Annotated in this window: 18 protein-coding genes and 1 pseudogene; all 19 read right to left on the bottom strand. The window is 46.6% G+C overall.

The annotated features are described in order from the left end of the window. Nucleotides 1–147: 147 nt before the first annotated feature. Entirely contained in the window at nucleotides 148–1,131 is a 984-nt protein-coding gene (lplA, locus tag ACO4PX_RS00325; protein ID WP_485558928.1) for a lipoate--protein ligase, read from the bottom strand. Continuing rightward, the gene (gene lipA, locus ACO4PX_RS00320) at nucleotides 1,118–2,029 is read right to left on the bottom strand and encodes a lipoyl synthase (RefSeq protein ID WP_308578885.1); all 912 of its coding nucleotides are present in this window, start codon (nucleotides 2,027–2,029) and stop codon (nucleotides 1,118–1,120) included. Before lipA ends, lplA begins: the two co-directional genes overlap by 14 nt. 59 nt (nucleotides 2,030–2,088) lie before the next feature. After that, a complete protein-coding gene (locus ACO4PX_RS00315; protein WP_485532215.1) occupies nucleotides 2,089–2,331 on the bottom strand; it encodes a biotin/lipoyl-containing protein in 243 nt (80 codons plus the stop codon). Between the two features lie 12 nt (nucleotides 2,332–2,343). Further along, nucleotides 2,344–3,342: a lipoyl protein ligase domain-containing protein gene (locus ACO4PX_RS00310; protein WP_485543612.1), complete on the bottom strand. Its 999-nt coding sequence runs from the start codon at nucleotides 3,340–3,342 to the stop codon at nucleotides 2,344–2,346. Between the two features lie 216 nt (nucleotides 3,343–3,558). Continuing rightward, nucleotides 3,559–4,821, bottom strand: a complete 1,263-nt coding sequence (locus ACO4PX_RS00305; RefSeq protein ID WP_485543614.1) for a CCA tRNA nucleotidyltransferase — start codon at nucleotides 4,819–4,821, stop codon at nucleotides 3,559–3,561. A gap of 13 nt (nucleotides 4,822–4,834) precedes the next feature. Then, on the bottom strand, nucleotides 4,835–6,271 hold the full coding sequence (proS, locus tag ACO4PX_RS00300; RefSeq protein ID WP_304073028.1) for a proline--tRNA ligase: 1,437 nt from the start codon (nucleotides 6,269–6,271) through the stop codon (nucleotides 4,835–4,837). A 539-nt stretch (nucleotides 6,272–6,810) separates the two neighbouring features. Further along, complete coding sequence (locus ACO4PX_RS00295; protein WP_040649593.1) at nucleotides 6,811–7,818, bottom strand: proline racemase; 1,008 nt, start codon at nucleotides 7,816–7,818, stop codon at nucleotides 6,811–6,813. Between the two features lie 108 nt (nucleotides 7,819–7,926). Then, nucleotides 7,927–8,817, bottom strand: a complete 891-nt coding sequence (locus ACO4PX_RS00290) for a TSUP family transporter (RefSeq protein ID WP_455015679.1) — start codon at nucleotides 8,815–8,817, stop codon at nucleotides 7,927–7,929. A gap of 232 nt (nucleotides 8,818–9,049) precedes the next feature. Further along, on the bottom strand, nucleotides 9,050–10,198 hold the full coding sequence (gene aroC / locus ACO4PX_RS00285; protein ID WP_485570836.1) for a chorismate synthase: 1,149 nt from the start codon (nucleotides 10,196–10,198) through the stop codon (nucleotides 9,050–9,052). Between the two features lie 3 nt (nucleotides 10,199–10,201). Continuing rightward, the gene (locus ACO4PX_RS00280) at nucleotides 10,202–11,272 is read right to left on the bottom strand and encodes a lactonase family protein (RefSeq protein WP_304072637.1); all 1,071 of its coding nucleotides are present in this window, start codon (nucleotides 11,270–11,272) and stop codon (nucleotides 10,202–10,204) included. Between the two features lie 319 nt (nucleotides 11,273–11,591). After that, nucleotides 11,592–12,683: an ABC transporter substrate-binding protein gene (locus ACO4PX_RS00275; RefSeq protein ID WP_156778179.1), complete on the bottom strand. Its 1,092-nt coding sequence runs from the start codon at nucleotides 12,681–12,683 to the stop codon at nucleotides 11,592–11,594. 128 nt (nucleotides 12,684–12,811) lie between these two features. Next, on the bottom strand, nucleotides 12,812–13,609 hold the full coding sequence (locus ACO4PX_RS00270; protein ID WP_314634387.1) for an ABC transporter permease: 798 nt from the start codon (nucleotides 13,607–13,609) through the stop codon (nucleotides 12,812–12,814). Beyond that, nucleotides 13,609–14,427: an ABC transporter permease gene (locus ACO4PX_RS00265; protein WP_485543623.1), complete on the bottom strand. Its 819-nt coding sequence runs from the start codon at nucleotides 14,425–14,427 to the stop codon at nucleotides 13,609–13,611. Before ACO4PX_RS00265 ends, ACO4PX_RS00270 begins: the two co-directional genes overlap by 1 nt. Then, entirely contained in the window at nucleotides 14,417–15,499 is a 1,083-nt protein-coding gene (locus tag ACO4PX_RS00260) for an ABC transporter ATP-binding protein (protein WP_315271081.1), read from the bottom strand. The genes ACO4PX_RS00265 and ACO4PX_RS00260 overlap by 11 nt, the downstream gene beginning before the upstream one ends. 135 nt (nucleotides 15,500–15,634) lie before the next feature. Then, the gene (locus ACO4PX_RS00255; RefSeq protein WP_485529117.1) at nucleotides 15,635–16,147 is read right to left on the bottom strand and encodes a hypothetical protein; all 513 of its coding nucleotides are present in this window, start codon (nucleotides 16,145–16,147) and stop codon (nucleotides 15,635–15,637) included. After that, nucleotides 16,144–17,841: a serine/threonine protein kinase gene (locus ACO4PX_RS00250; RefSeq protein WP_485543627.1), complete on the bottom strand. Its 1,698-nt coding sequence runs from the start codon at nucleotides 17,839–17,841 to the stop codon at nucleotides 16,144–16,146. The genes ACO4PX_RS00255 and ACO4PX_RS00250 overlap by 4 nt, the downstream gene beginning before the upstream one ends. Nucleotides 17,842–17,865: 24 nt before the next feature. Further along, nucleotides 17,866–18,633: a PP2C family protein-serine/threonine phosphatase gene (locus ACO4PX_RS00245; protein ID WP_308578894.1), complete on the bottom strand. Its 768-nt coding sequence runs from the start codon at nucleotides 18,631–18,633 to the stop codon at nucleotides 17,866–17,868. A gap of 16 nt (nucleotides 18,634–18,649) precedes the next feature. Beyond that, complete coding sequence (locus ACO4PX_RS00240) at nucleotides 18,650–24,736, bottom strand: DUF7743 domain-containing protein (protein WP_485570833.1); 6,087 nt, start codon at nucleotides 24,734–24,736, stop codon at nucleotides 18,650–18,652. A gap of 38 nt (nucleotides 24,737–24,774) precedes the next feature. Further along, nucleotides 24,775–25,157, bottom strand: a pseudogene (locus tag ACO4PX_RS00235) (hypothetical protein); the annotation flags it as partial.

The following is a 25,157-nucleotide window of genomic DNA, read 5'->3' as shown; positions in this document are numbered from 1 at the left end:
CTGACCCCTAACATCAGAACATCCGGGCAAAAAGTAATTACTCTATCTTTTATTATAAAAAAATTTTTTTCTTTTTCAATGTATAAAAAAATAAAAATATATGGGTTTTCTCCGGTTCATCCGGCCTGTCTTTTCTCTCAAAACCCTTTAGGCCAGCATATCCGCAATCTCAGACACGGAAATTCGATAAAGCTTTCCCTCCAAGCCTCTTTCCCTAAGACCCTTTAAAAGGGAATCCCGGTCAAAAGCCAGTCCTACAAAGGCTTTACTGATTTCCTCAGGATCCAGGGTACTGAAAAAATCTCCGCTAATAGAAGCTTCCTGTATTTTGCCCTTCTGAATCTCCAAGGCAAAATGCATCTTTCCTCCCGGGAAGCGTCCAATCTTTTCCATGTTGAATTTCGGATTCTTTCCGTACAGACTGTCCCAGTTTTGAAAATGAGTCTTGGCCAGTTCCTTAACTCTCAGAATTTCTTCCTTGGAAAGCTCCAGGCGATTGGCTTTATTCTCTTCTCCCAAAATGGCGGAAACCATCAGCTTCTTAAAGTCCTCCGGGGAAATCTTCTCCTGCAAATGGTCGGAGATGTTACAAACTCTTTCCCGCACCGATTGGATACTTTTGGAAATAATCTTGTGCTCATCCACCCTGGTGGAATTCACCATCTTCTCGATATCCGTGGAAAAAAGCAGGGATCCGTGGTGGACAATGCTTTCCCCCAGATGATACTGGGCATTGCCGGAAAACTTTCGTCCTTCGATACAAAGGTCATTTCTTCCGTTAAATTCTGCTTTCACGGAAAGCTTCGCCAAGGCATCCAGTACCGGGCTTAGGTATTTTTTAAACTCTATCCCCTCTTCCTTATAGCGGTCGATAAAGGTAAACTGCCAGCCTCCCAAATCCGTGTAAATGGTGCCTCCCCCGCTCATCCGCCGTACCAGATTCATCTTCTGCTCTCTGGCATAGGGGAGATTCACCTCCTCCGCCAGGTTTTGGTATTTCCCCAGCATCAGGGTGGGCGTGGTTCTCCAAAAAAGGAAAACCGTGTCTTCCAATTTCTTTTCTTCGGCTAAGTAATATTCCAGGCCGAAGTTCTCATAAACGTCCGTGGACTCTAAATCAATATAAACCATGCACGTCCTCCAAAGCTTCCCAAGCTCTGTAAGAGCTTCTGGCTAAGGGTGCGGAGGCTACGTGGTGAAAGCCCTTTAAAAGAGCATTCTTCTTATAGCGGGCAAAATCCTCCGGTGTGGCATATCTGGCCAAGGGGTAATGCTCCTTGGTGGGTTGCAGATATTGTCCGATGGTTAAGATATCACAGCCGGTTTCCAGCACATCATCCATCAATCTGTCAATCTGCTCTTCCGTCTCTCCAAGCCCTACCATGAATCCTGTCTTTACCCGGATATCCGGAGAATGCTGCTTGCAGTAGCGGAGCACTCCTAAGGACCTTTCATAAGCCGCCTGGGGACGAACCGCCTTCTGCAATTCCTTTACCGTCTCCACATTGTGGTTCAGAACCTCCGGCTTGGCCTCCAGAACAATGTCTAAGGACTCCGTCCTTCCCTTCATATCGGAAATCAGGGTTTCAATGGTGGTGCCGGGACAAAGCTCCCGAATCGCCCGAATGGTCTTGGCAAACTGTAAGGCTCCTCCGTCCTCCAAATCATCTCTGGTGGAGCAGGTCAAAACCACATGCTTCAGATGCAGTTGCTTAGCCGCCTTGGCTACATTCATGGGTTCTTCTTCGTCCACCGCCTCCGGTCTTCCGCAGGTCACATTGCAAAAGCGACAATTTCTGGTGCAAACGCTTCCCAAAATCATAAAGGTTGCCGTGTGCTTCCGATAACACTCTCCCATATTGGGACAGTTGGCTTCCTTACAAACGGTATTCAAGCGAAGATCCTTCATCAGGGCCGCCACCTCTTCGGTAGCCTCTTGATTATAGCGAACCTTCAACCAGTCCGGCTTCTTCCCTAAAGAAGGAGGGGCAGCCTGTAAATCCTCCGCTTTCTCCAATGTCTTCTCCATATCTTGCTCCCTATCTTGCCTTACGCTGTCTCTTCAATCAGAGCGACCTTCTCCAGTCCTTACACTGTCTCTTCAATCAAAGCGACCTTCTCCAATACCCCTACCGTATCGCCTTCTTCGCAGCACTGCTCTACCAGGGTGCCCTCGAAGCCGGATTCCACTTGGGTAACCACCTTGTCGGTTTCAATCTCGAAAATCGGTTCACCCTTCTTTACCGGATCTCCAACTTCCTTCAACCAGGCACAAACCACTGCCTCCTGCATCTCCGGTCTTAACTTCGGAATCACAATTTCTTTCTTCATCTTCTACTCCTTCTATAATGCAAGTCCTATTAAGACTTCTCTGACTTCCTTACTATCCTGTGGCTTAAGCCTTTCCGCCAAATCGGAAAACTTTTCTTCAAAAAGCTCTAAAGAAAATGGCTGTCCTTGGAAAAGTACTCTGACTTCCTCTTCCGAAAAATAAGGGGATTGTATCGTAAAATCTTCGATTCTTCCCTTCCGGGCCTGATAACTGATTCGTATTTTTTCTCCTTGGAAAATGCCTTCCTTCTCAAAAGAGAAATGGGGGGTTTTTCCAAAGGTCCATTCCCAGGAATGGTATTTCTCCCGGCAAATCCTCTCTACCTCCGCCTTTTCCGCCTCCGTAAGCACCAATTCTTCCGGCTTAGCTCCCATGGACTCCCTTAAAGCTTCCATAAAGCTTTCTATGGGAGGAAGTTCCGTAAAGGGATAGCCTTCCTTTCCTAAGCCTTCCCAGGATTCACTGATATTACAAACCTTGCAGATTGCTGAGGGAGAAGCCTTCGACTGAATGTGAACACTTTTATTCTTGGTGGTAATCTCATCCAAAAGACTTAAGTCCGATGCATATAGCAGGGTACCATGGTGTAAAACCCGTTCTCCGGTGACCTTTTGGGCACTGCCGGAAATCTTCTTTCCTCCTATGGCGATATCGGAGCATCTGTTCTTCTCCGCCATAATCCCAAGCCCTCGTAAAGCATCAATCACCGGAAGGAGAAAATCGTCATACTCTAAAATCTTGTTTCTTTTCTTCATGAGGCTGTAATTCACATTGCCCAAGTCATGATACACCGTACCTCCGCCGCTGCTTCTTCGAACAACCGGAATCCCTCTTTCCTTTAACCGACGCAAGCTTACTTCCTGGCTGATGTTTTGATAACAGCCTACGATAACTGCCGGAGTATTCCGCCAAAGAAGAAAAATATCCTGCTCCGTTCTATTCTGAAAAAGATATTCTTCCAAGGCCTGATTATAGAAGGGGTCCAAGGAGGGATTTATAATTCCAATCATAGGCTCAGCTCTTTCTATTCCGAAAATTCTTTCTATTTTTTCGGAAAAACAGTGAGATTTTTCCTCTACAATGTTCATTATAATCATTATTTATAAAATGTCGATATAATAACGCTAAAATTTATAAATAATAACAGTATTTAAGAGGAAAAATTGTCTATTTTGACTAGTTTTTCCTCTTAAATACTGTTGTATACTTTTATTTTTGTTTAATTATTAACAAATTCGGCTTTTTACAAAAGAAAGCAGAGCTTCTCTATCATTTTCCGAAGGATTCTGCATCACATAATCCAAAGCCTGATGCAAAAGTTCTCCCATAGCCGGCCCGGCTTTCACGCCTATAGAAAGTAAGTCCTTGCCCTTGATTGCCAAATCGGAAAGGGTATAGCAATCCCCCTCCTGCTGAATCTTTTGAAGCCATGAAAGGCGAAGCTTCACCTGTTCCGCCATAGCCTTCCCCGGGGTATTGGAAACATTTTCCAAAAGGAGCGCCTTGGTCTCATAAAAGTCCTGAACCAGTTCAAGTCCATACCGAGAAAGCCGTTTCCGAAGGGCATAGGGAGAATCCGCCTCTTCCAAAGAAAAGAGCTCCACAAAGGCGGAAGCCTGATCAATACATTCCCGATCCAGTTTCAGCTCTTCTAAAATTTCCTTGGCATATTCCGGCAGGTGCCTTAGCAGAAGGCCCAAGCGCAGATACTTCTTAGCTTTGGCATTTCCTAAAAGAGAAGGAATTCCCCGCTTCTCGATTTCCGAAAAATGCCGTGTCACAAAGTCGGAAAGGCCGGTAGAAAAAAGCAGCTTCACCCGCTCCGGATGAGGGCTACATAAAAGCTTCACCAGCTCCACCGCAATCCGTTCCTTGGAAACCTTTCCGAGGTTTTCCCGAAGAGCCAGCATGGCCTGAAGGCAGTCCGCTTCTATCTGAAAATCCAGCTGGGCGGAAAAACGAATTCCCCGCATCATACGAAGGGCATCCTCCGTAAAACGTTCCTCTGCCCTTCCCACGGTGCGAATCCTTTTATTTTCCAGGTCTTCTTGTCCATGATAACAGTCAATGATGCCACGGTCCATGTGGTAAGCCATGGCATTGATGGTAAAATCCCTTCTGGCCAGATCCTCTTCCAGACTTCCGGTAAAGGACACTGTCTTAGGGTGCCGCCCATCCTCGTAAATGCCGTCTACCCGGTAGGTAGTTACCTCAAAGGCTCTGTCTCCCTCTCCGGCTTCCTGGGCGCTAAGCAGAACCGTCACGGTGCCATGCTCGATTCCCGTATCAATGGTACGCAAAAAAAGGGATTTTACGACCTCCGGTTTGGCGGAAGTCGTAATATCCCAATCTTCAGGTTCTCGTCCCAAAAGGGCGTCCCGAACACATCCTCCGACAGCGTAGGCTTCGTAACCAGCCTGCTCAATCTGTCGAATAATGAGTTCTACCCCTTTGGGAACGGTGATTTGTATTGCTTTCGGATCTTTCATCCATTTTCCTTTTTTAATAAGCTCTTCCCCAGTAAACCATCTTTGTAGCAGGCTTTCCGCATACCACGCAGGTATCGGCAATCTTTTCCTGCTTTGCAGGAATGCAACGGGAAGTGATACCGGAATACTCCTTAAGCTTCTCCTCGCACTCTCTGCAACCGCACCACATCGCGCGAACAAATCCGGGCTTCTTATCCAGGGAGGCTACCAATTCATCCAAGCTCTTGGCATCAGTGGTTCTTTCCTTCTGGAAAGTTAATGCTCTATTATACATATCCTTCTGAATCTGCTCCAAAAGCTTCTTGCTTTCTTCCACAAGATTCTCAAAGGATACCACAATCTTCTCTCTGGTGTCTCTTCTTACCAGTACTACCTGTCCCGCTTCGATATCCTTCGGTCCGATTTCCAGACGAAGAGGAATTCCTCTTACTTCACTGTCTGCAAACTTAAATCCGGGAGTCTTATCGGAATCATCCACCTTCACCCGAAGTCCTGCATCCTTTAAGCTGTTCATCAAATCAAAGGCCTTGTCCAGTACCCCTTCCTTATTCTGCTGGATAGGAATGATATTTACCTGTACAGGAGCAATACGAGGAGGAAGAACCAATCCGGAATCATCCCCGTGAACCATGATTAAAGCACCGATGGTTCTTGTGGTGATACCCCAGGAGGTCTGGTGTACCGGCTCAACGGTATTGTTCTTGCTTAAATACTGCACCTGGAATGCCTTGGCAAAGCCGTCTCCGAAGTTGTGGGAGGTAGCACACTGCAAGGCCTGTCCGTCATGCATCAAAGCCTCTACCGTATAGGTAGCAATCGCACCGGCAAACTTCTCCTTATCGGTCTTACGACCCTTCACTACAGGAATCGCCAGTTCATTTTCCAAAACATCCGCATAGATGTCCAGCATTAAAAGGGTTCTCTCTTCCGCTTCCTCTGCCGTAGCGTGAACGGTATGTCCCTCCTGCCATAAGAACTCTCTGGTTCTTAAGAAAGGTCTGGTGGTCTTCTCCCAACGAACTACGGAACACCACTGGTTCAGAAGCTGAGGAAGGTCACGATAGGACTTTACCACCTTGGAATAGTAGTCACAGAAAAGTACCTCGGAGGTAGGACGTACACAAAGTCTTTCCTCCAGTCTCTTGGAACCGCCGGAGGTAACCCATGCTACTTCCGGGGCAAAACCTTCCACATGCTCACTCTCTTTTTCTAATAAGGACTGGGGGATTAAAAGCGGCATAGAACAGTTTTGTACACCTGTAGCTTTAAAACGGGAATCCAGAGCCGCCATGATATTCTCCCAGATAGCATAGCCTGCAGGTCGAATAACCATGAAGCCCTTTACAGAAGAATAATCTGTAAGCTCCGCTTTCTTTACTACGTCCGTATACCACTGCGCAAAGTCTTCCTCACGGGAAGTAATTTGCTCTACTAATTTCTTGTCTGCCATAACTGTTTCCCCCTTTTTGGATATTGTTAAAAAACTATCCTTTGATTTTACATGATGAATTTTGGATTTGCAATCTTTATTCCCTATAAAATATTTTATCTATAGAGATACGCTCTAATGCAGAATGGGTCTGTAAGAGGGGTATGCGCCCGCCAGCCTCGCTCCGCGTCGTGAAAGACTGTATTCATATTAATTAATGAGACGCTTTAATGCAGAATGGGTCTGTATTCGGGGCACGCTCCCGCTAACCTCGCCTTCGTAACAGTACTAACTTCAAGCTTCGCTTTAGCTCGCTTTCAGTAAGTACTGACGGGCTCAGATTACCCCTCTTACAGACCCATTCTGCAATCGCTTCATTTATTGATTTCTACAGTCCTTCACTTCGCCGGCTTTCGGCAAGTATCGGGCTCAGATTGCCCCTCTTACAGCCCCATTCTGCAATCGCTTCAACTATTGATTCTTACAGTCCTTCACTTCGCCGGCTTTCGGCAAGCTCTGCAAAATCAAATCAGCTCATTTCCAAATCTACATTACTGAATTTACTTTAAGATAAATCCATGCTTAACAGGATCTTCTTCATCAATCACAAAGTGGTTGAAGCCGGTAATCCATGCGGAACCGGTAATCTGAGGAATAACCGCATCGTAATCTCCCACCTTGGTGGTTCCTACGATTTCTCCCTCGAAGATGGTGCCCAGGATGGACTCATAGAAGAACTTATCTCCCTGCTTTAACTCACCCTTTGCGAAAAGAGTAGCCAGCTTTGCACTGGTTCCTGTTCCACAAGGAGAACGGTCTACCTGTCCCTGTCCGAATACTACGCAGTTCTTTAAGGTCGCGCCCTTGGTCTCTGTTGTAGACCACCATTCTACTAAGTCTACGGTATGGATATGGGAAAGCAATGGATGCTGTACAGGAATCTCCTTGTTGATGATGTCTCTTAGCTGGATTCCCAAAGCGTTCAGCTTATCTGCATTTTCCGGCTTAATCTCTACACCGATCTGGTCCACCTTCACGATAGCGAAGAAGGATCCGCCGAAGGAAATATCAAACTTAATCTTGCCGTAACCCGGAAGCTCTACCTCCTGATCTCTCTTGTATAAGAAAGCGGGAACGTTCTGGAAGCTTACCTTCTTAGCCTTGCCGTCCACAACGGTAACTTCACCGTGGATAATTCCTGCAGGAGCCTCCTGTACAATCTTGGTAATCGGCTCTGTTACAGGAACGATACCGGTCTCTACTGCAACGGTCATAGCACCGATGGTTCCATGTCCGCACATGTTCAGGTATCCGCCGCCATCCATAAAGATAATACCGTAATCGGCCTCATCCACTGTAGGCTGTGTCAAAATGGAACCGAACATATCGTTATGTCCTCTCGGTTCCAACATAATAGCGGTACGAAGATAATCCATATTGTCCTCAAGCCACTGCTTCTTCTCAGGCATAGTCTTTCCGGGGATTTTAGGGACTCCACCTACTACGATTCTGGTAGCCTCACCGGCTGTGTGGGAATCAACTGCGTGAATACTCTTGCTGAATTTCATGATGCTTACCTCCATGGTTTATTTTTATAAAGGAAAAGTCGCCCCATAAGACGACTTTTCCGATTCTTAACAAGTAATGGTTCAATCCTGCGTCATCTTCTGTGTTCTTTATGCCGCCTGCTTCTTTTCCTTGCTTAAGGAATAGAACATGGTTGCTGCGGTGTAGAACATAACGCAGATAACGATAATCTTTAAAATGTGAGAGGGTAATCCTAATGCTACTCTGGTTGCTACAAATACACCCAAAGAGCCGAAAATGGTTCCCCACAAAGCTACCTTTCTATTGTAGCTGCCTTCCTTTACGAAACGAACGGAAGCAACCGGCATAAGGTATGCGCAGGATCCCATCATGATGGGGAAGGCAACCTTCGGGTCCATGCCCAATACGCAAACCAGGGCAAGACAAGGTGCATATAAGCCAACTCCGGCAGTCATAACTGCGCCTAAGATGAAGTTAATTACGATAGCAACAATAAGTTTTATTCCGCTGAGTCCGATGGCTGTTCCTTCTACAGGGATAACATTCGCCACCTGTAAAATGATGACGAAACCGATTACTACCATGGCAACACCCATAACCAGCTGAATCATCTGCTTGGAAAGCTTGGAAATAATTCCTGCACCAATCCATGCACCGACCATAGCCGCAAGTATCATGGTAACCAATGTGATAGGCTCTACTTCCACTCCCTGAATAAAGAGGAAGGCCTCCATAACGACAGGAATAGTACAAGCTACATTCAAGGTGCCGGGAATCAGCTTGTCATCCACCTGCTTTAAGCCCTTGTAAAGGGAAGCGCCCGGAGCGAAGGATCCGATACCGAATACGTCGAAGAAGTTAATTCCAAAACCGATAGCACTGCTAACCGCGGTATTGCTTTCCTTCTCCATGCTATCCTTATGCGCCAGTAAATCCTTTACAAATGCGACTAAAAAAATAAGCGCTAAAATGCCCAGTATCACGAGCAAGCCTACAGTAACCATTTGTTGAGCATTCATATCTTTCTCTCCCCCTTGCAAAATCTTTCACAAAAGAGACTCCTGCCGTTCTCATTCATTGTGAAATAATTCCCAATTGTTCTGTTCCTCATTTTAAGACGAAAATGCTACTTCGTCAATTCCTATTGAGAAGCGGTATAAGCAAAAATTTTTTAAAAACTTTTATAATTTTTATAAAAAATTTTATTCTTAACGAGTATCGCACGCGTAGTGTGCGATATCTCGTTTGTTCTTATCTTCGATAAGCCCGTTTCACATAGTCCAATCTGGCGCTGAGATTCTCCAGCATGGCATCCAGCACAGTTAAAGCCGTCATGGCTTCCACCACCACATTGGCCCGCTCCACCACCGTAGGATCGTGACGTCCCTTGATGGCGATGGTAATTTCTTCTCCCGCTTCATTTACCGTTTGCTGGGGCTTGGAAATGGAAGGTGTGGGCTTAAAGCCGGCTCTGATGCGAATGGTGCTTCCGTCACTCATTCCCCCCAGAATACCGCCGCTATGGTTGCTGCCCTTTTTCAATTTTCCCTCGAAGGAAGTAGTTCCTTCTAGCAAGGAATGAGGACAACTATCCTTCCCTGCCGCATCCCGCTCTTTCTCTTTTGATTCGTAATCTTTCTCTTCCTTAAGGAAAAATGCATCATTGTTCTCGGAGCCAAGGCTCTTGGACACTTCGATGCCGTCTCCGATTTCCACCGACTTTACCGCACCGATGGACATCACGGCCTTTGCCAGGGAGGCATCCAGCTTATCAAAAACCGGTTCCCCGATGCCGGCAGGAAGTCCTTCCACCAGACATTCCACCACTCCTCCGGCAGAATCCCCCTGCTCCCTTAAGGAGAGAATCTTCTGTTCCGCCAAAAGCTCCGCCTTCTGCCGATCTTCTGTCAGGGAAATGCCGGCAAGCTCGATGACCTTGGCCCGGACGGAAACCCCCAGCTCTAATAGCATTTTCTTGGCAATGGCTCCCGCCGCCACTCTGGCAATGGTTTCCCTTCCGGAGGAACGACCTCCCCCCCGATAATCCCGAAAACCGTATTTGGCAAAAAAGCCGTAATCCGCATGGCCCGGGCGAAAGGCATGGGCAATTTCTCCGTAATCCTTGGAGCGCTGATCCTCGTTCCACACGACCATGGCAATAGGAGTACCGGTGGTTTTTCCCTCAAAAATACCGGAAAGAATCTCTACCTTGTCCCCTTCCCTCCTCTGAGTCATCTTCAGATTCTTCCCCGGACGGCGCCGTTCCAGCATTTCCTGAATATCCTCTTCCGACAGGGAAAGCCCTGCGGGGCAGCCGTCTACAACCACCCCCAGGGCCTTACCGTGGGATTCACCAAAGGTACTGATATGAAATATTTTTCCAAACTGACTTCCCGCCATTCCTTACCCCCGACACTCTACCATACAGATGCTGTTTGGTTCATCCACTTCCAGCTCTCTTGCACACATGGTTAAAAGTCCCTGCTCATAATCAATGTTGAAAAAGGTAATGGTACCGCTTTCATTGTTGGCTACCGCAAGGTGCTTTTCATCCGGGAAAATGCAGAAATCCTTAGGATATTCACCGGCAATAGGAAGGCTTCCCTTCATGGTTAAAAGCCCTGTCTCTTTATCTCTGTCATAGATGGTGATGGTATTAATTCCCGCATTGGACACAAAAAGATGAGAAGCATCCGGATCCGGAGAAAAACGCATCTGGCAAGCGGCAATTAAGGGGTTGTTTTCCTTATCGTTATGGGTGGAAATGGTCTGCAGCTTCTCCAGCTTCACCTCCGAGTCCTTCTCTCCCTCGGAAAAATGATACACATCCACCACATTTTTCAATTCATACAAAAGATAGAGGTAATTCCTGTCCGGGCAGAAACGGAAATGTCTTGGGCCGGATTGCAGTTCGCAGCGCAAAGTATCCACCTGTCGCATCTTCCGATCTGCCTTGTCGAAACGAAATATTTTCACCTGATCTATTCCTAAATCCGCCACCAAAATGAACTTCTGGTCATCCGTCATACGGGAGCAGGAAACATGGGGGCGGAAGGTACGCTCCGCCACAGAACCGATACCCTGGTCATAAACGCCGTCCACAATCGGGCCTACAGAACCATCCGCTTCCAAAGACAGCAGGGTGGACTTTCCGTCATGGTAGCCGGACACCATCAAGTACTCCCCCTTCTTGTCTACGGCAAGGTGGCAGCCGCGCATTCCGCGGATATTTCTGGTATTTAACTTACTCAGGTTTCCGTTATCCAGAATACGAAAGGAAACAATTCCCTCATCCGCAATGGAATAAAGGGTTCTTTTATCGGGAGAAACCGCCACGTAGGAGGAGTTGTTTACCTCCACCTCTGTTCTTTTTTCAAATCTTCCCTTTTCCATATCCACATCACAGATGGTTATGCCCTTGGCAGAGCCGGTATATGAATAAGAACCGATATATGCTACATATTTTGAGCGCATTTTTCTTCCCCCTTTTACCTTTTTGCTACACGTAAGCGACTTTTTTTGCTACACGCAGCCGACTTTTTGCTACACGTAGCCGATTTTCCTGCTACACGCAAGCGACTTTCTTGCTACACCCGGCCGCTTTCTTCCTGCAAAGAATTCCGCCGTTTCTAAACTCCCCTATTTTAGCAAAAAATTTTCCGAATAAAAAGCTTTTCTAAAATTTCTAAAAATAGAAAAATCCCCTCCCTATGGACTGTCTCCATAAAGAGGGGTTCTATCAGATCTTTTTTTCAAATAGGGTTTGGATACTTTGATCTTTTTCAAATAGGGGTTAGGAAACTTTGATCTTCTTCCACCGGTCGTTGTACTTGGCTTCGTCCTGTTCTCCCAAATAGCTGAAGACCTCTCCCTTTTTCAAAACCTCCGCCATATCCGGAAATACCGCCTTATTTTCCGTGTATTCCGGCGGCAGAAGCTTCAAGGCGCCTACGTTTGGGGTGGTATAGGTAATGTACTCGAAATTCTTCGCCGCAATATCCGGACGGCAGAGGAAATTAATCCATTTTTCCGCATTTTCCTTATGCTTGGCGTTCTTGGGAATTACCCAACCGTCTACCCACAGGTTGGTGCCTTCCTCCGGAATCACATAGTCCACTTCCACGTCCGTGCCTTCCAGCTCTCCCTGCACATAAAGGATTTCTCCGGAGTAAATGACGCCTACCGCCGCCTCTTCTCCGATCATCTTGTCTCTGACCTGATCCACCACATAAGCCTGTACCAAGGGCTTCTGGGCAATCAAATCCTTCATGGCCTCATCCAACTCCTTGTCATCCACGGTGTTCATGGAGTGGCCTTCCTTCTTCAACGCCACCATAAAGGCATCCCGTACGGAATCCTGCATCAGGATTTCTCCCTTCAGCTTCGGATTCCAAAGATCCGCCCATTTGGTGGGGTAGGGCACGCCCAGCTCATCCAGCATTCTTTTGTTATAAAGAATCCCTACGGTTCCCGTGGTATAGGGCACCATGTAACGATTCCCCGGATCGAACTCCGCACACATTTCCATATATTCTTTTCCGATTTCCTTGATATTGGGAATGTTCTTAAAGTCGATTTCCGCCAAAAGATGGTTCTGCATCATCTTCTCAATCATGTAATCCGAGGGGCAAACCGCATCATACAGCACTCCCCCCGCCTCGATGACGGGATACATTTCCTCGTTGGTTTCAAACATATCGTAAACCACTTTGATGCCGGTTTCCTGCTGAAATTCCGTAATCACCTCCGGGTCGATATACTCTCCCCAGTTATAGACATTGACCACATTGTCCGTCTTCCCTTGGCTCTCTCCCTCCGGACTCTCTGTGGACTCCGCCTCCTTCGGTCCGCAGGAGGACAAAAGCAGGGCGCTGAAAAGAAGCATTAAGCCTGCTGCCAGAGGCAGAAATAGCTTTCTTAGCTTTTTTTGTGCGGCCTTACTTACAAGCTTTCCTGCACGCTCTCCCGAGTTGCTCCAAAGATTCTTTTCAAAATTCTTTTCAATATTATTTCTCATGCCTTTTCCTCCTTTCTTCCCATAAAGCTCGGGGCAAAATTAGCGATTAAAAGGATGATAAAGACCGTAACGAAAATCAAAGTGGAAAGGGCATACATACTGGGGTTGATTCCCTTTCTGACCTCCGCATAGACCAGGGTGGAAATGGTATTGATTCCCGCACCTCTGGTAAAGTGGGTAATGATAAAGTCATCCAGACTCATGGTAAATGCCAGCAAAAATCCGGACAAAACTCCCGGCATAATGTCCGGAAGCACCACCTTGAAAAAGGCATAAAGGGGCTTTGCCCCCAGGTCCAATGCCGCCTCATAGCTGACCTCCGAGCTCTGCCGAAGCTTGGGCAACACGGATAAAAGCACATAGGGCAGGTTAAAGGTAATGTGGGAAATCAAAATGGTCTGAAAGCCCAGGCTGATTTTAAAAGCGATAAAGCAAAGCATCAAAGAGATACCGGTTACGATATCCGCGTTCAGCATAGGCACATTGCTGACACCGATAATCAGACTTCTGGGAAGCACCTTCATTTTCCGAAGAGCCACCGCCGCCATGGTGCCCAAAATGGTGGCAATCAGGGCGGACAAAAAGGCAATCACAAGGGTGTTTTGCAAAGCCTGCATAATGTCCTCGTTTTGAAACATTTCCACATACCAGCGAAGACTGAAGCCGGTAAAATGGGCTCTGCTCTTTCCCGCATTAAAGGACAGGGCGGTAAGCATAAAGATGGGTGCATAGAGAAAAAGCACCACCAAACCCAGATAGGCATTTTCCAAAAAACGAACAGATTTCTTTTGCATTAGAAAATCGCCCCCTCTCCGTTGTCATAGCGGGACAGTATGGCCATGGAAGCGATGATGAAGACCATCAGAATCATGGACAGTCCCGAGCCCACGTTCCAGTTGGAATTGACCGTAAATTCCTGCTCGATGACATTTCCGATAAGGAAAATCTTGCCGCCTCCAAGAATGTTGGAAATGGCGAAGGTGGTGAGAGCCGGCACAAAAACCATGGTCACGCCGGACACAATGCCGGGAATGGACAGGGGCAAAATCACCCGAAAGAGGGTGGTGAAAAAACTGGCCCCAAGGTCATAAGCGGCATTGATGGTATTGTCATCGATTTTGCTTAAGGTGTTGTAGATAGGCAAAATCATAAAGGGCAGGAAGTCGTAAACCATCCCCAAAATAATGGCATAGGGAGTGTTGATTAGGTTCTGGGTAGGCAGGTGAAGCGCCAGCAAAAGCTCATTCAGCACGCCCTTTCGCTCCAAAAGAGTCTGCCATGCCAGAATTCTAAGTAGAGAGTTCATCCACATGGGCAGGATAAAGATAAAGGCCACAAAAGAACCCTTTCCCACCTTTTTGTTCCGAAGCGCCATGGCTAGCGGAAAGGCCAAAAAAAAGCATAAAAGGGTACTGCAAAGGGAAAGAAGCACCGCCAGATACAGGGGCTTGTAGTTCTCCCATAAAAAAATCTTTGTTAAATTATCTAAAGTAAATGCACCGGTCTTGTCTGTAAAGGCATAGTACCAAACCAAAAGTAAGGGTATCACAATAAATCCACCCATCCAGATCAGATAGGGGGCGGCCAGAAGCCTTGTTCCTTTATTCTTCAATGCCCAATGCCTCCTCGTCTTCAGACTCGGGCTTATTCATAATTTGAATATTGGAGGGACGTACATAAATTCCCACCTTTTTTCCCGGCTCATGCATTTCCGTGGAGTGTACCAGCCACTCGAAGCCATCCTCCGTGGTACATTCCATCTCGTATATTTCTCCCTTGAAAATGATGTGGGTCATGGTTCCCTTCAGAATCGCACGATCGTCTCCCTCTTCCAGGATTTCCACGTCCTCCGGACGAATCACCACATCCACAGGGGTGTTTTTTCCAAATCCCTCATCTATACAAGGGAAGTTGGCACCAAAAATACGCACCAAACGGTCCTCCAGCATGATGCCGGGGACGATGTTGGAGTCTCCGATAAAGTCAGCTACAAATGCATTTTCCGGTTCGTTATAGATTTGTTCCGGGCTTCCTGCTTGTTGAATATAACCCTGATTCATTACCACCACATAATCCGACATGGTCAAGGCCTCTTCCTGATCATGGGTGACATATATAAAGGTAATGCCCAATTCATTTTTCAAACGGATAAGCTCATATTGCATCTCCTGCCTAAGCTTTAAGTCTAAAGCCCCCAGGGGTTCGTCCAATAAAAGTACTCTGGGTTCATTCACTATGGCTCTGGCAATGGCGATTCTCTGTTGCTGTCCTCCCGATAGGGAATTGACAGATCGTTTTTCATACCCTTGCAGATTCACCAGCTTTAAGGCGTATTGAATCTTCTCTCGAATATAGCTTTCCGACATCTTCTTAATCCGAAGACCGAAGGCAATATTCTCTGCAATATTCATGTGGGGAAACAGGGCGTACTTCTGGAATACCGTATTCAGCTGCCGCTTGTTGGCCGGCAATCCTGTGATATCCTGTCCGTCAAATAAAACCTGTCCCTTGTCCGGCTGGGTAAAGCCTCCGATAATCCGTAATGTGGTGGTCTTTCCACATCCGGAGGGTCCCAGTAAGGTCACAAAGCTGTTCTCCCGAATAGATAAATTCAAATCATCTAAGATCAGCTCTCCGTCAAATGTCTTGGTAATTCCTTTTAAATCAATCAGCGTTTTTTCCAACTCATAAAAACCCCCTTCTTAGTATTTTGCCCTTTTCTTTTTTTCCCAAAAAAGAGCAACGTGTTCATTGTATCAAAAATGAACGCAAATACAAGAAATTTACGAAGGAAATTTATTTTACGAAGGAAATTTATTTTAGGACTCGGACTCCATTTCATACAAGGTTACATAACCGCTCTTTGGCTTTGCCGGCTTTTTCTCAGATCCGGAAGCGCCCTCTGCAGGGAGCGGAATCTTTACAGTTTCTCCCGCCTCGGTGGAAGAACCCGATAGTGCCTCCGAAGAAAACAGCGGGGCGGTTTCCTGTCCTCTATAGTTGTCCTCCGGCATCAAAAGCTTAGCGGTAGCCTCTCCCTCCTGCTTCCAGGGAGCCTGCTCCGCCATTCTTCTCTTTTCTTCCTGCTTTTCTTCAGAACGCTTCCGAAGAAATTCCATATCGATTTTTCCCTGTAGGGAGAAGCCTTTTTTCTTTTGTTCCTCTCTCTTCCTTCTCAGGATTTGAATGTTCTTCTTCTGGCGACTTCCGCTTAAGTACAGGAAGACTCCGGGAATCCGAAAGAGTATGAAAAGAAGAATGCTGCAAAAAAGAAAGACAAAGCCCAGTATAAAAAACAGGCCGGAATATTGATCCACCGCTAACCATTTCATCCCTTATCTTCCTCCTGTGAAAAGACATTCTGAACGGCAATCTTCGCATCCATCAAGGTCTCCTCCAACGTTTTCTTCTTCTCCTCCGTAAGCTCACTGTTCACACTGATTTTCGGAAGCAGCATCTCTATACGAAGTAATGCATCCTCCATGGCGGAACGAGTCACCTGATCCGCCCGCATCTTTCCGGCATACTGCTCGATGCTTTCCGCCATAAACTCCAGAAGCTCCAGACGAACCATTTCTCCCTCTTCTTCCTTTACCGCAACCTCCTGAAAGAGGGTTTGGAAATCTTCAAAGAGGGTTTTATACATGCCCTGATCGCTGGCCTCCACGATATTGGTGGCAATATCCCGATAGAAGCTTCCGATTCTTTCGTACACTAAGGCAATGCTCTTCTTGGAATCCCCATCCTCCAGATATTCCAAGGCATTGGCAAACCAGGGCGCTGCACTTTTCGCCCGCTCCATCCGTCCCGCATTGTCCTCCCCTTCATAGTAATACCAGAAGGCCTTTCCCAGCTGGAAGCAAATGTCTCCGTACTCCTCGGGATGCTTTAAAAGAGCCGCTCTGTTTTTCCGAATCAGCTCCTCCAGAGTTCCCGCCTCTTCCCGGCTAAAGACCTGATCCGACTTGGCAGACTGAATCAAGCCCAGATAAGCCTCCTCTCTGCCCTCCATATCCGGCATATTGGCGGCTTCCAGATAAGTCTTTTCCTTCTCCGCACCGTCCTGCTGCTCCTCCGCATTTTGCAGGAGCATGGTATAGCGCTCCTCCTTCTGGCTCTGGGAAGAGAGGAGGAAGCTGAAGCCCAGAGCAAAACAGATGCCGGACAGGAACAGGGTGAAAAGAAAGAGATGAAACTTTCCTCTCTGCTTCTTATAATAGCGCTCATCACTTTCTTCCACGTGGGAAATGGCGTAGAGAAACTCCTCCGCATTCTGATAGCGCTGCTCCGGATCCTTCTCCGTAGCGCAGAGCAAAATGTTTTCCAAACCCTGAGAAAGATTGGGGTTAATGCTTCGAATGGGCTTGATTTCATAGGGAGGAAGGGAAGGATTATGCCCGGTTAAAAGATGATACAGGGTGGCTCCCAAGCCGTAAATGTCTGTCCTTTCATCGGTTTGTCCCAAGCCCCCGAACTGCTCCGGCGCCGCATAGCCCACAGTACCAAGGCATGCGGTATCCTCGGTTTTATCCGCCTTAAATTCTCTGGCGGTTCCAAAGTCGATGAGGGAAAGATTGCCGTCCGGCTTCAGGATAATGTTGGCAGGCTTCATATCCCGGTAAATAATCGGCGGAGTCTGGGCATGCAAATAGGACAAAACATCCAAAAGCTGTTTTGCCCATTCAATCACATAGTCCTCCGGAAGACTTCCCTGCTCCTCCAAAAGCACTCTAAGAGAGTTTCCCTCCACATAGTCCATGACAATGAGGAACACATCCTCTTCCTCAATCACGTCTACAATGGTGGGAAGGTTCGGATGGCGGAGGCGTTTCAAAAGGTCCGTTTCCACAATCAAGCTTTGCTTCACCGCTTCAAAGTCCATTACGCCGGACTTTCGCACTTCTTTAACCGCCCAGGTTTTGTTGGCCTTCTCGTTGATGGCCATATAAACCGTACTCATTCCGCCATGACCGATTTCACTCAGTATTTTATATTTTCCGTCTAAAACGGAACCGATTTTCAGCATAGTTTAACTAAACTTCCTCAAAGACTAGATGGTACTGATGGCTATTGCCGTAAGGTTATCCCGTTCCTGTCGTTCCAGATTCCAGCGCAGTAAAATCTTTAAAGCGCCCTCCAAATCCTCCAAAGACTCTCTTCTGTTCCGCTGGAGAACCTGATAGAGCTCCTCTCCCGAAACCTCATGGCGAAAGCCGTCCGAACAAAGCAGATAGGTCGCCTTTGGCTCCGGTGCACCGAAGAAGAAATCCGGATAAATCTGATCCGATGCCCCGATGCATTGCAGGAGAATGTTTCGCCGGGAATCCTTTTCCGCATCGTAGGCGGAAAGCTTTCCCAGATCCACCTCCCGCTGCACCACAGTATGATCCCTTGTAAGCTGTCGGATTCCCGCTTCCAAAGCATAGGCGCGGGAATCCCCGATATTCATAATATAGTATCGCTCCTCCGTCATCAAGAGGACCGTAAGGGTGGTGCCCAGAGAGATGCCCCGTTCCCTGCCGTAGGCATGAAGATAGTGGTTGCAGCGGTTTACCAGCTCCGTCCATTCTCTCCGTATTTCCGCATCGACAAATTCTCCCAGGGAATAGTCCGGTAAATGCTCCTTTCCCCAGGCCTTAAAGGCCTCCACCACGGTTTTGCTGGCGAACTCTCCCTGTTGCAAACCGCCCATGCCATCGCAAAGAATGGCAAAAACTATATTTCCCCGCTCCGTTCTTCCCTGTTCGAAGAAATAATAGTCCTGGTTGACTTCCTTGACATTTCCCACTGAAGAAACTGCCATGGTGACAAAGTCCATCTCCACTCCTTTCCGTCTATCTTCTTCCCTTTAATCTTCTCCGCTTAAGCTCCTGCAAAAGGCTTGGGCCGTTGACCACGCAGGACAGTCCCATTAAGCCTGCCACAGTAGCGATGGCGGCATTTCTGGCAAAGTTTTTCTGAGAAATAAGACGAAGCAAAGGATTGTTGGTAATCACGAAGTCGGAAACTTCCTTTCGGCTTTCATTGCCGGCTGCATCTCTTGCTACCACCAAAAGCTTATGTCGTTTTCCCTTTTCTCCGGAAATCTGCAAGGGGAAGCTGTCCTTTGCAACCGCTTCCTGCAAGCTCTTGTCCTTCCAGCTTAGTTCTTCCGTTCCATCCACGATGGCATCCACCTGCTCCAGCCACAGGTTATCCTGTACGGATAAATCCAGATCCAGGGAATCACCACGGTATACCCCCTGATTGTCCACATTGGAAAGCAGGATTCTGGGGGGTGTTCTGTCGATACCGAAGCGAAGCTCTGCCCCTCTTTCGGTCTGTTCCGTGCTGGCAAGGTTTCCTGCCTTATCCTGAGAGGAAATCTGCAAATGATACAGACCTTCCTTATCAAAGTTATCCTTCTTAATCAGATAATCTCCCCGATACCATTTTCCGTTTCCGCCGGAGCGAGTAGTCTGATACTCCGCCCCCTCGGAAAGGGCATGCTTTTCCTCATTTCTGTATAAGGTCAAAGCAGAAGACAAGACCTCATCCGCATTGATTTCGGAAATCAGAATCTCTTCTCCTTCTTTCTGGTAGGTACCCTGCAGTGCCTTCGCCCTGTCGGACAGAAGATAGGTGGAACCGAAACGATTTACGGAGAACCAAAGCTCTTCCGTAGTTTCATTTCCCGCCATGTCCACAATCTTTGCGGAAAGCCGGTACACATCGTCCGTATCCGGCTCCTCCGGGAAGTTTTGGAAGGAAAGATTTCCCTCTTCTCCCCCTGCGAAGCTTTGGTAAACAATGCCCTCTTTCTCCTCTTCCTTCTGCTTAGGAGACTCGGTTTCCTCCATAGACTTCTGCATAGGAAGATTTAAGGCATCCGTTCTGGCTATGGAAATGCTGCCGCCCTGCTGAGAAGACAGCTCATGCTCTCCATGTACCTCTCCTATAAGCTTCAAAGACAAAGCATCCTGATCCAGATAGCGATCCCCATAAGAAATCTTGGGACTTACCTCTCCCTTATTGGCGGACTCGTTCAAAATATCACTAATAGTCAGACTGGGAGCCGTTCTGTCAATGACAAAATGATCCTCCGGATAAGCCAGGGCCTCATTTCCCGCCAAATCCTTCACCCGGATGTTGAACTGATAGTCTCCGTCCTCTTCATAGGAAATGCTTGCCTGATGATGAAGCTCGGAAACGCCCCGACCTTCACCACCGCTAAAGGAAGACAGGGCACTGCCATGTCCCTCTCTGCCGCCATCCTTCAACACGGAATAATCCACCAGATCCGAACGGAAATTTTTCTCCTCAATGGAAATCTCCGCCCTTCTTCCTTCCTTGTAATAAAACTCATGGTTCGCGGTATTGTTGTCATAGCTTACGCTAAGAACAGGGGCAGTTTTATCCACGGTGAAATCCAAGGCCGCCTGAGTACCCTCCGCATAGCTTAGCTCTTCCATGGCATTTCCGGCCAAATCCTCTCCGGTGATGGAAAGCTGATAATCTCCGTCCTTATTAAAGTAAATACGGCTTTCCCATCTGGTGCTGTCTCCGCTTCCGGAAACCTTTTGGAAGGAATCCCTTTCCACCTCCAAAAGCTTGGTACCCTTTCCTTCCGCCGGATCTGTAATCAAAATCTTGAAGGCATCCTCTGAGAAGTTTCTTTCCTCTACCGTAATGGTAGCCGTTCGATTTTCTTTAAAATAAAACTCATTTTCCACACGATTGTTGTCGAAAGATAATGTGACCCTTGGTTTTGTAATATCAATGCTAAGACGCTCTTCCTTTACCGTTTGGTTTCCTGCATTGTCCACTGCCTTGATTTTCAGTAACACGTCATTACTGTTGTTGTCCTTAGCCAAAATCGTAAGAGCATGAGCATCATCATAGGACTTCTTTAAGTCGTTTAACTGGGGCTCCTCCTTGGAAAAATGATAGAGAGAGCCTGCCTGGGTTTCTATACCGTCTCTGTAAACGGTATAGGTCACATCCTTTAAACCGGCATAGCTGTTTCCGGGGCTGGGCTCCGTTACGGAAATTCCTACCCCCACATCCTTCTTGTAGAGGCCGTTTTTCTCCTCTTCCTTCGGTAAGGTGATATGAATCTCCGGATTCTGCTGGTCTAAAATTACCCCATCAGAGCTTAGATAATACTGATTTCCGGCCATATCCTTCAGATGGACATAGGTAATAAAAGTCTCGTTAGGGGAGACTTCCTTGGACCAGTAACCATTCTGCGCTTCACCGGTAACATTCTTAAAGGCAGAACTTGCCTGCAGGTCTGCAAGACTCATCTTCTCCCTGGTTCGAAGCACTTCCACCAGCCCGATACCGCTAAGGTTATCCTCTGCCTGTAAACGAATAACCTGCTTTTTATTGCTGAATCGACCAAAGCTGATACGATCCAGGAGCTTGGTCCAAAGGGTTCCATCCTTGGAACGATCCCAATCGCCAATCTTTAAGGCACCTGTGGGGGCTTTTCTGTCCACCACAAAATCAAGGGCAGCTTTGGTCTCCCCTGTTTCGATGGGGGCATTTTCATTTCCCGCATAGTCCTTCACCTTTAGGCCAAGATGATAAACACCATCTTCGGTAAACTCTACCAAGCAGGTATACTTATTTCCCTCTTTCGTCCAGTTCGCCGAGTTCTTCAAATATTCTGCATAGTTTCTTGCCGTAGATACCGGGTTCCCCGCCTTGTCCTTTACAGAAAAATCAATCTGAAGAGAAGATAAATCCAAGTGGGCATCCTCAATTTCGATTTTTCCCCTTCTTGCTTCTCTAAAGTATTTTTCATTGGCCAAGCCGTCATTGGATAGGGTAAGCCGAATCTTAGGCGGCGTTTTGTCCACTACCAAGAAATTGGAGGCACTGGCGGTTCTTCCGGAAAAATCTTTGGTATTTACCGTAATCTCATACTGTCCATCCTCTGTGAAATTCAGTTCAGAGGTATGGAGGGTGGAATCGGAAGCCTTTTCCTGCTTCCAGGTAACCGTACGATCATTAAAATGTTTCACGCCTCTTGTTGAAGCCAGAGAACGCGGGTGTAGAATACGCCCCGGAAGGGTACTGGCACTGGCCCTTTCAGAAGAAGACGAAGACTCCACCGCATCCGGAAGAAAATTATAGTTAAGATGAGTATCCCTAGGACTAAAGTTTTCCTCTAAAATCTTCGTGATGAGTTTTACATCCTTTGCAAAATAGCGTACCTGCCCGTTTTCCGGAGAGGGGTCAAAGAAAATCTTGGGATCTGTGTGGTCCACGGTGATGGCCATTTCGCCCTGCTTTGTTAACGCAATCTCTCGATCCGTCTCTTTCTTCCATACCAAAGGATTTCCGGAAGGATCCTTGTAGGCAAAAGAAAAACGATAGTGCCCTTCCTTCTCGAAATTCAATGTCAAATCATGTCGATCACCGGTCTGCATGTATTGTATAAAGGAATCGGATTTATCCTCCAACAGGCTCTTTCTTCCATCGGTCAAGAAGGTGGAATCCTTCTTTAAAGTGAGATGCTCCTTATTCCCCTGTACCCGATAACTGCTTTCTTTGCTTTCTCCATTCCTTTTGCTATAAATCTTCAGAGAAAAATCTTGATCCTCCGTGAAAAAGTTTGTTTCCTCCACTCCAAGACTTAAAGTCCCCTGATTCTGAAAATAAAAATGGTCTCCTACTTCATTATCAGGCGGATTTGCAAAATAAAGTCTAGCCTCCGGATTTTTGCTATCTACAACCAAAAACTTATCGGTTTTACGGGGGGGGCCTTCATTTTTGTTACCGGCATTATCTACAGCGTAATATTCAATTTTCCCCCTAAACTGAGGTTCAAGCTTGATTTTTGCAATGGCTGTATCATCATCCGGTCTACTAAAGTGCTCCCTGTCTGTGTCGCTAAGCTTAATCCAGTCTTCTTCTGTAGTCTGGTTCTCACTATCCTGTCGAAGACAATGATAGTAGATGGCCTCCACCTTGGAACGGGTATCCTTAGCTTTTAGTTCCACTTCCAGCGCATCTTTATAGAAGTCATAGCCCCCAAGGCTTTTGATTCTGGACTCTTTATCCGTCCTGTAGGAAATAGGGAAAATTTCCGGCTTAGTAGTATCAATATTATACTTTTCAAGGCTCTTTCCCTCTTTTAGTCCCGGTCCGATTCCCTCTTTGGTTTTAATGAAGATCTGCTCTCCCTCAAGAGACTCACTGTTTTCTCCCAGATTAAACTCGGTCTTCCAATTTCCAGATCCCCAGGAGTCACTTTTGGAAACAAGATATTTCGCGCCATTGTTCCTTGCGCTAATCTTCACATTACTCTTGTACCAACCTTTAGCATTCTTATCCCCTTCAATATGAAGGTAAGAGGAATAATCCGGATAAACCACTTGGATCTCCGCATAAATCGTTTTTTCCTTATATTGGGCATTATTTTCTGCTGTAGCCGCAACTACAACAGTTCCTCGTTGCCCATCTTGAAAATCAAGTATGCCTTTTTCCTTAAGTTTCGCAATTTCTTTTCCGGCTACCACCTGAAAGCTCGTATTCGTTTTCTGTCCCTTTGTGCGCAAGGGGAAGGAATGCTTTCCTCCGGCATTAGGGTTCTCCTTTCCGTAGTTCACCTTATATTGAAAAAACCTTTGTCCCTCCTTCTCAATAACACCCAGAGCTTCAAAGCCCTTTAAATCAAAAGTAAAATCCTCTTGCTCCCCTTTACCAATGGTAATAGTTAGTCGTGTTTCTGTACCTTGAAATGTAACACCATTGTTCACCCAGTCTTTCACTTTAACTTTAAGAACTGCCGTTCCGGTGCCTTTCACTCGAAGCTTCGTAGAATTCTCAATAGAAATGGCACCATCAGCATTAGAGATTTCTTCATAGAGAACCGTTCCCTTTACATTCTCTCGATTGATTGGATCTATAGACTTATCTTTTTCATAGTTTTCCGACATCCTGTTTTTGCCATTCTGAAATATAAGCTTATCCGACAAAGTCTCTTTAACAGTAAATTGCTGGCTGACTTCCAAAGTCTTATGATTCTCATCCCCCGGAATGCGAGCAATCAAGGTATAGATTCCTCCTGCATTAATCTGTATACCCCCCGGATTCCAAATCCGTTCTTCAGAAGAAGAAGGCCTCACCAGATAATATTCTATATTATTGTCATCCTTACCTTCATCCACATTTGGCTCATAATGCGCACGAACAGCAAGGGGATAAGTTTCCTTATCCCGAATGACTATTTCCTCTATCTGATCAAATGCCAGAGTTCCATCCCACTTTTGTTTCCGTTTCTTGTCCAGCGTAATCTCTACTGTCCCCTCCAAGTCTCTCGGTATTACACCCTCTTCAATATAATACTCTTTAAACGCCTGATTCTCGTCATTGTAGGCTCGAACCTTCATGAAAATGGCGAAATCCTGGGTTAAATAGCGGGAAGGTAGTTTTTGCACTATTTCCCCCATAGCATTTGGCTGCCCGGTATAAAACAAACGGTTTTCAAATTTATCATAACCCGGATAAGAGCCTTCTCCTTTTTCATGGGGAAAATCATCATCTTTCTCCAAGTTCTCATACTCTTGCAGTTTAGTATATTTCTTCCCTCGCTCTGTCCAGGTGTTGCTGGCACTACTCGTCTCTTCCTTTTCAGAAGTAGAGGGGGAGCTTTTCTCTTCTTTATCCAGCAAAGAAGAAGACAGCGTATCTTCTGTCTCCTGTCTTTCCTCTTCACCTTCACTGCCTTTTTTATAAATGGAAAGCTCAACTTGAACTCCTTGGACAGGACTTCCATGATCATCTGTAAATAGAAAGAGAATCTCTTTGTCCTTCTCTTTGACCTTTCCCTCTGCCTTCCATTCCACAGGAAACTGAAATAGTACCTGTAGAATCACAAGGCATAAAGCCACCAGCCTTTTTCCTCGCTGTCCCGAGATAAAGCTTTTCATATATCTACTCCTTTTTGCCTACGCACAAATAACTTCTTTTATTGTTTTTGTACTGCTCCGTTCACAGTCCACCTGCCCTCCTGATCCACGGTAAACCCGTCAGGGGTAGTGGTGTTTCTATAAAGGGCTCCTTCATTTTGTCCCTGTAAATCCAAATAATAGCAGTTTCCGTTAATCCACTGCCAACCGGTAAGCATTCTACCCTTCCATCCGTCAGAGTTTGGAAAAAGATAGTATTTACTGCCGTTCACATCTACCCAGCCTGTAGCCATATAGCCGGAATCTAAGAAATAGTACCAATAGGACTTTCCGTTGTAAGCTTCATAGCCCCAGCTATTCTTCGGATAGCTTCCGTCCGGTCTTTGATACCACCAGCCCTTTTCATCCTGTATCCACTGACCTCCGGATAAGGAACGATCTA

The organism is Oribacterium sp. (assembly GCF_057249185.1).
This window is presented reverse-complemented; position numbering and strand designations above follow the sequence as displayed.

Excerpts from the sequence above, each read along its gene's own strand:
- lplA (WP_485558928.1), bottom strand. The coding sequence starts at position 1,131 with ATGGTTTATATTGATTTAGAGTCCACGGACGTTTATGAGAACTTCGGC.
- lipA (WP_308578885.1), bottom strand. The coding sequence starts at position 2,029 with ATGGAGAAGACATTGGAGAAAGCGGAGGATTTACAGGCTGCCCCTCCT.
- ACO4PX_RS00315 (WP_485532215.1), bottom strand. The coding sequence starts at position 2,331 with ATGAAGAAAGAAATTGTGATTCCGAAGTTAAGACCGGAGATGCAGGAG.
- ACO4PX_RS00310 (WP_485543612.1), bottom strand. The coding sequence starts at position 3,342 with ATGATTGGAATTATAAATCCCTCCTTGGACCCCTTCTATAATCAGGCC.
- ACO4PX_RS00305 (WP_485543614.1), bottom strand. The coding sequence starts at position 4,821 with ATGAAAGATCCGAAAGCAATACAAATCACCGTTCCCAAAGGGGTAGAA.
- proS (WP_304073028.1), bottom strand. The coding sequence starts at position 6,271 with ATGGCAGACAAGAAATTAGTAGAGCAAATTACTTCCCGTGAGGAAGAC.
- ACO4PX_RS00295 (WP_040649593.1), bottom strand. The coding sequence starts at position 7,818 with ATGAAATTCAGCAAGAGTATTCACGCAGTTGATTCCCACACAGCCGGT.
- ACO4PX_RS00290 (WP_455015679.1), bottom strand. The coding sequence starts at position 8,817 with ATGAATGCTCAACAAATGGTTACTGTAGGCTTGCTCGTGATACTGGGC.
- aroC (WP_485570836.1), bottom strand. The coding sequence starts at position 10,198 with ATGGCGGGAAGTCAGTTTGGAAAAATATTTCATATCAGTACCTTTGGT.
- ACO4PX_RS00280 (WP_304072637.1), bottom strand. The coding sequence starts at position 11,272 with ATGCGCTCAAAATATGTAGCATATATCGGTTCTTATTCATATACCGGC.
- ACO4PX_RS00275 (WP_156778179.1), bottom strand. The coding sequence starts at position 12,683 with ATGCTTCTTTTCAGCGCCCTGCTTTTGTCCTCCTGCGGACCGAAGGAG.
- ACO4PX_RS00270 (WP_314634387.1), bottom strand. The coding sequence starts at position 13,609 with ATGCAAAAGAAATCTGTTCGTTTTTTGGAAAATGCCTATCTGGGTTTG.
- ACO4PX_RS00255 (WP_485529117.1), bottom strand. The coding sequence starts at position 16,147 with ATGAAATGGTTAGCGGTGGATCAATATTCCGGCCTGTTTTTTATACTG.
- ACO4PX_RS00250 (WP_485543627.1), bottom strand. The coding sequence starts at position 17,841 with ATGCTGAAAATCGGTTCCGTTTTAGACGGAAAATATAAAATACTGAGT.
- ACO4PX_RS00245 (WP_308578894.1), bottom strand. The coding sequence starts at position 18,633 with ATGGACTTTGTCACCATGGCAGTTTCTTCAGTGGGAAATGTCAAGGAA.
- ACO4PX_RS00240 (WP_485570833.1), bottom strand. The coding sequence starts at position 24,736 with ATGAAAAGCTTTATCTCGGGACAGCGAGGAAAAAGGCTGGTGGCTTTA.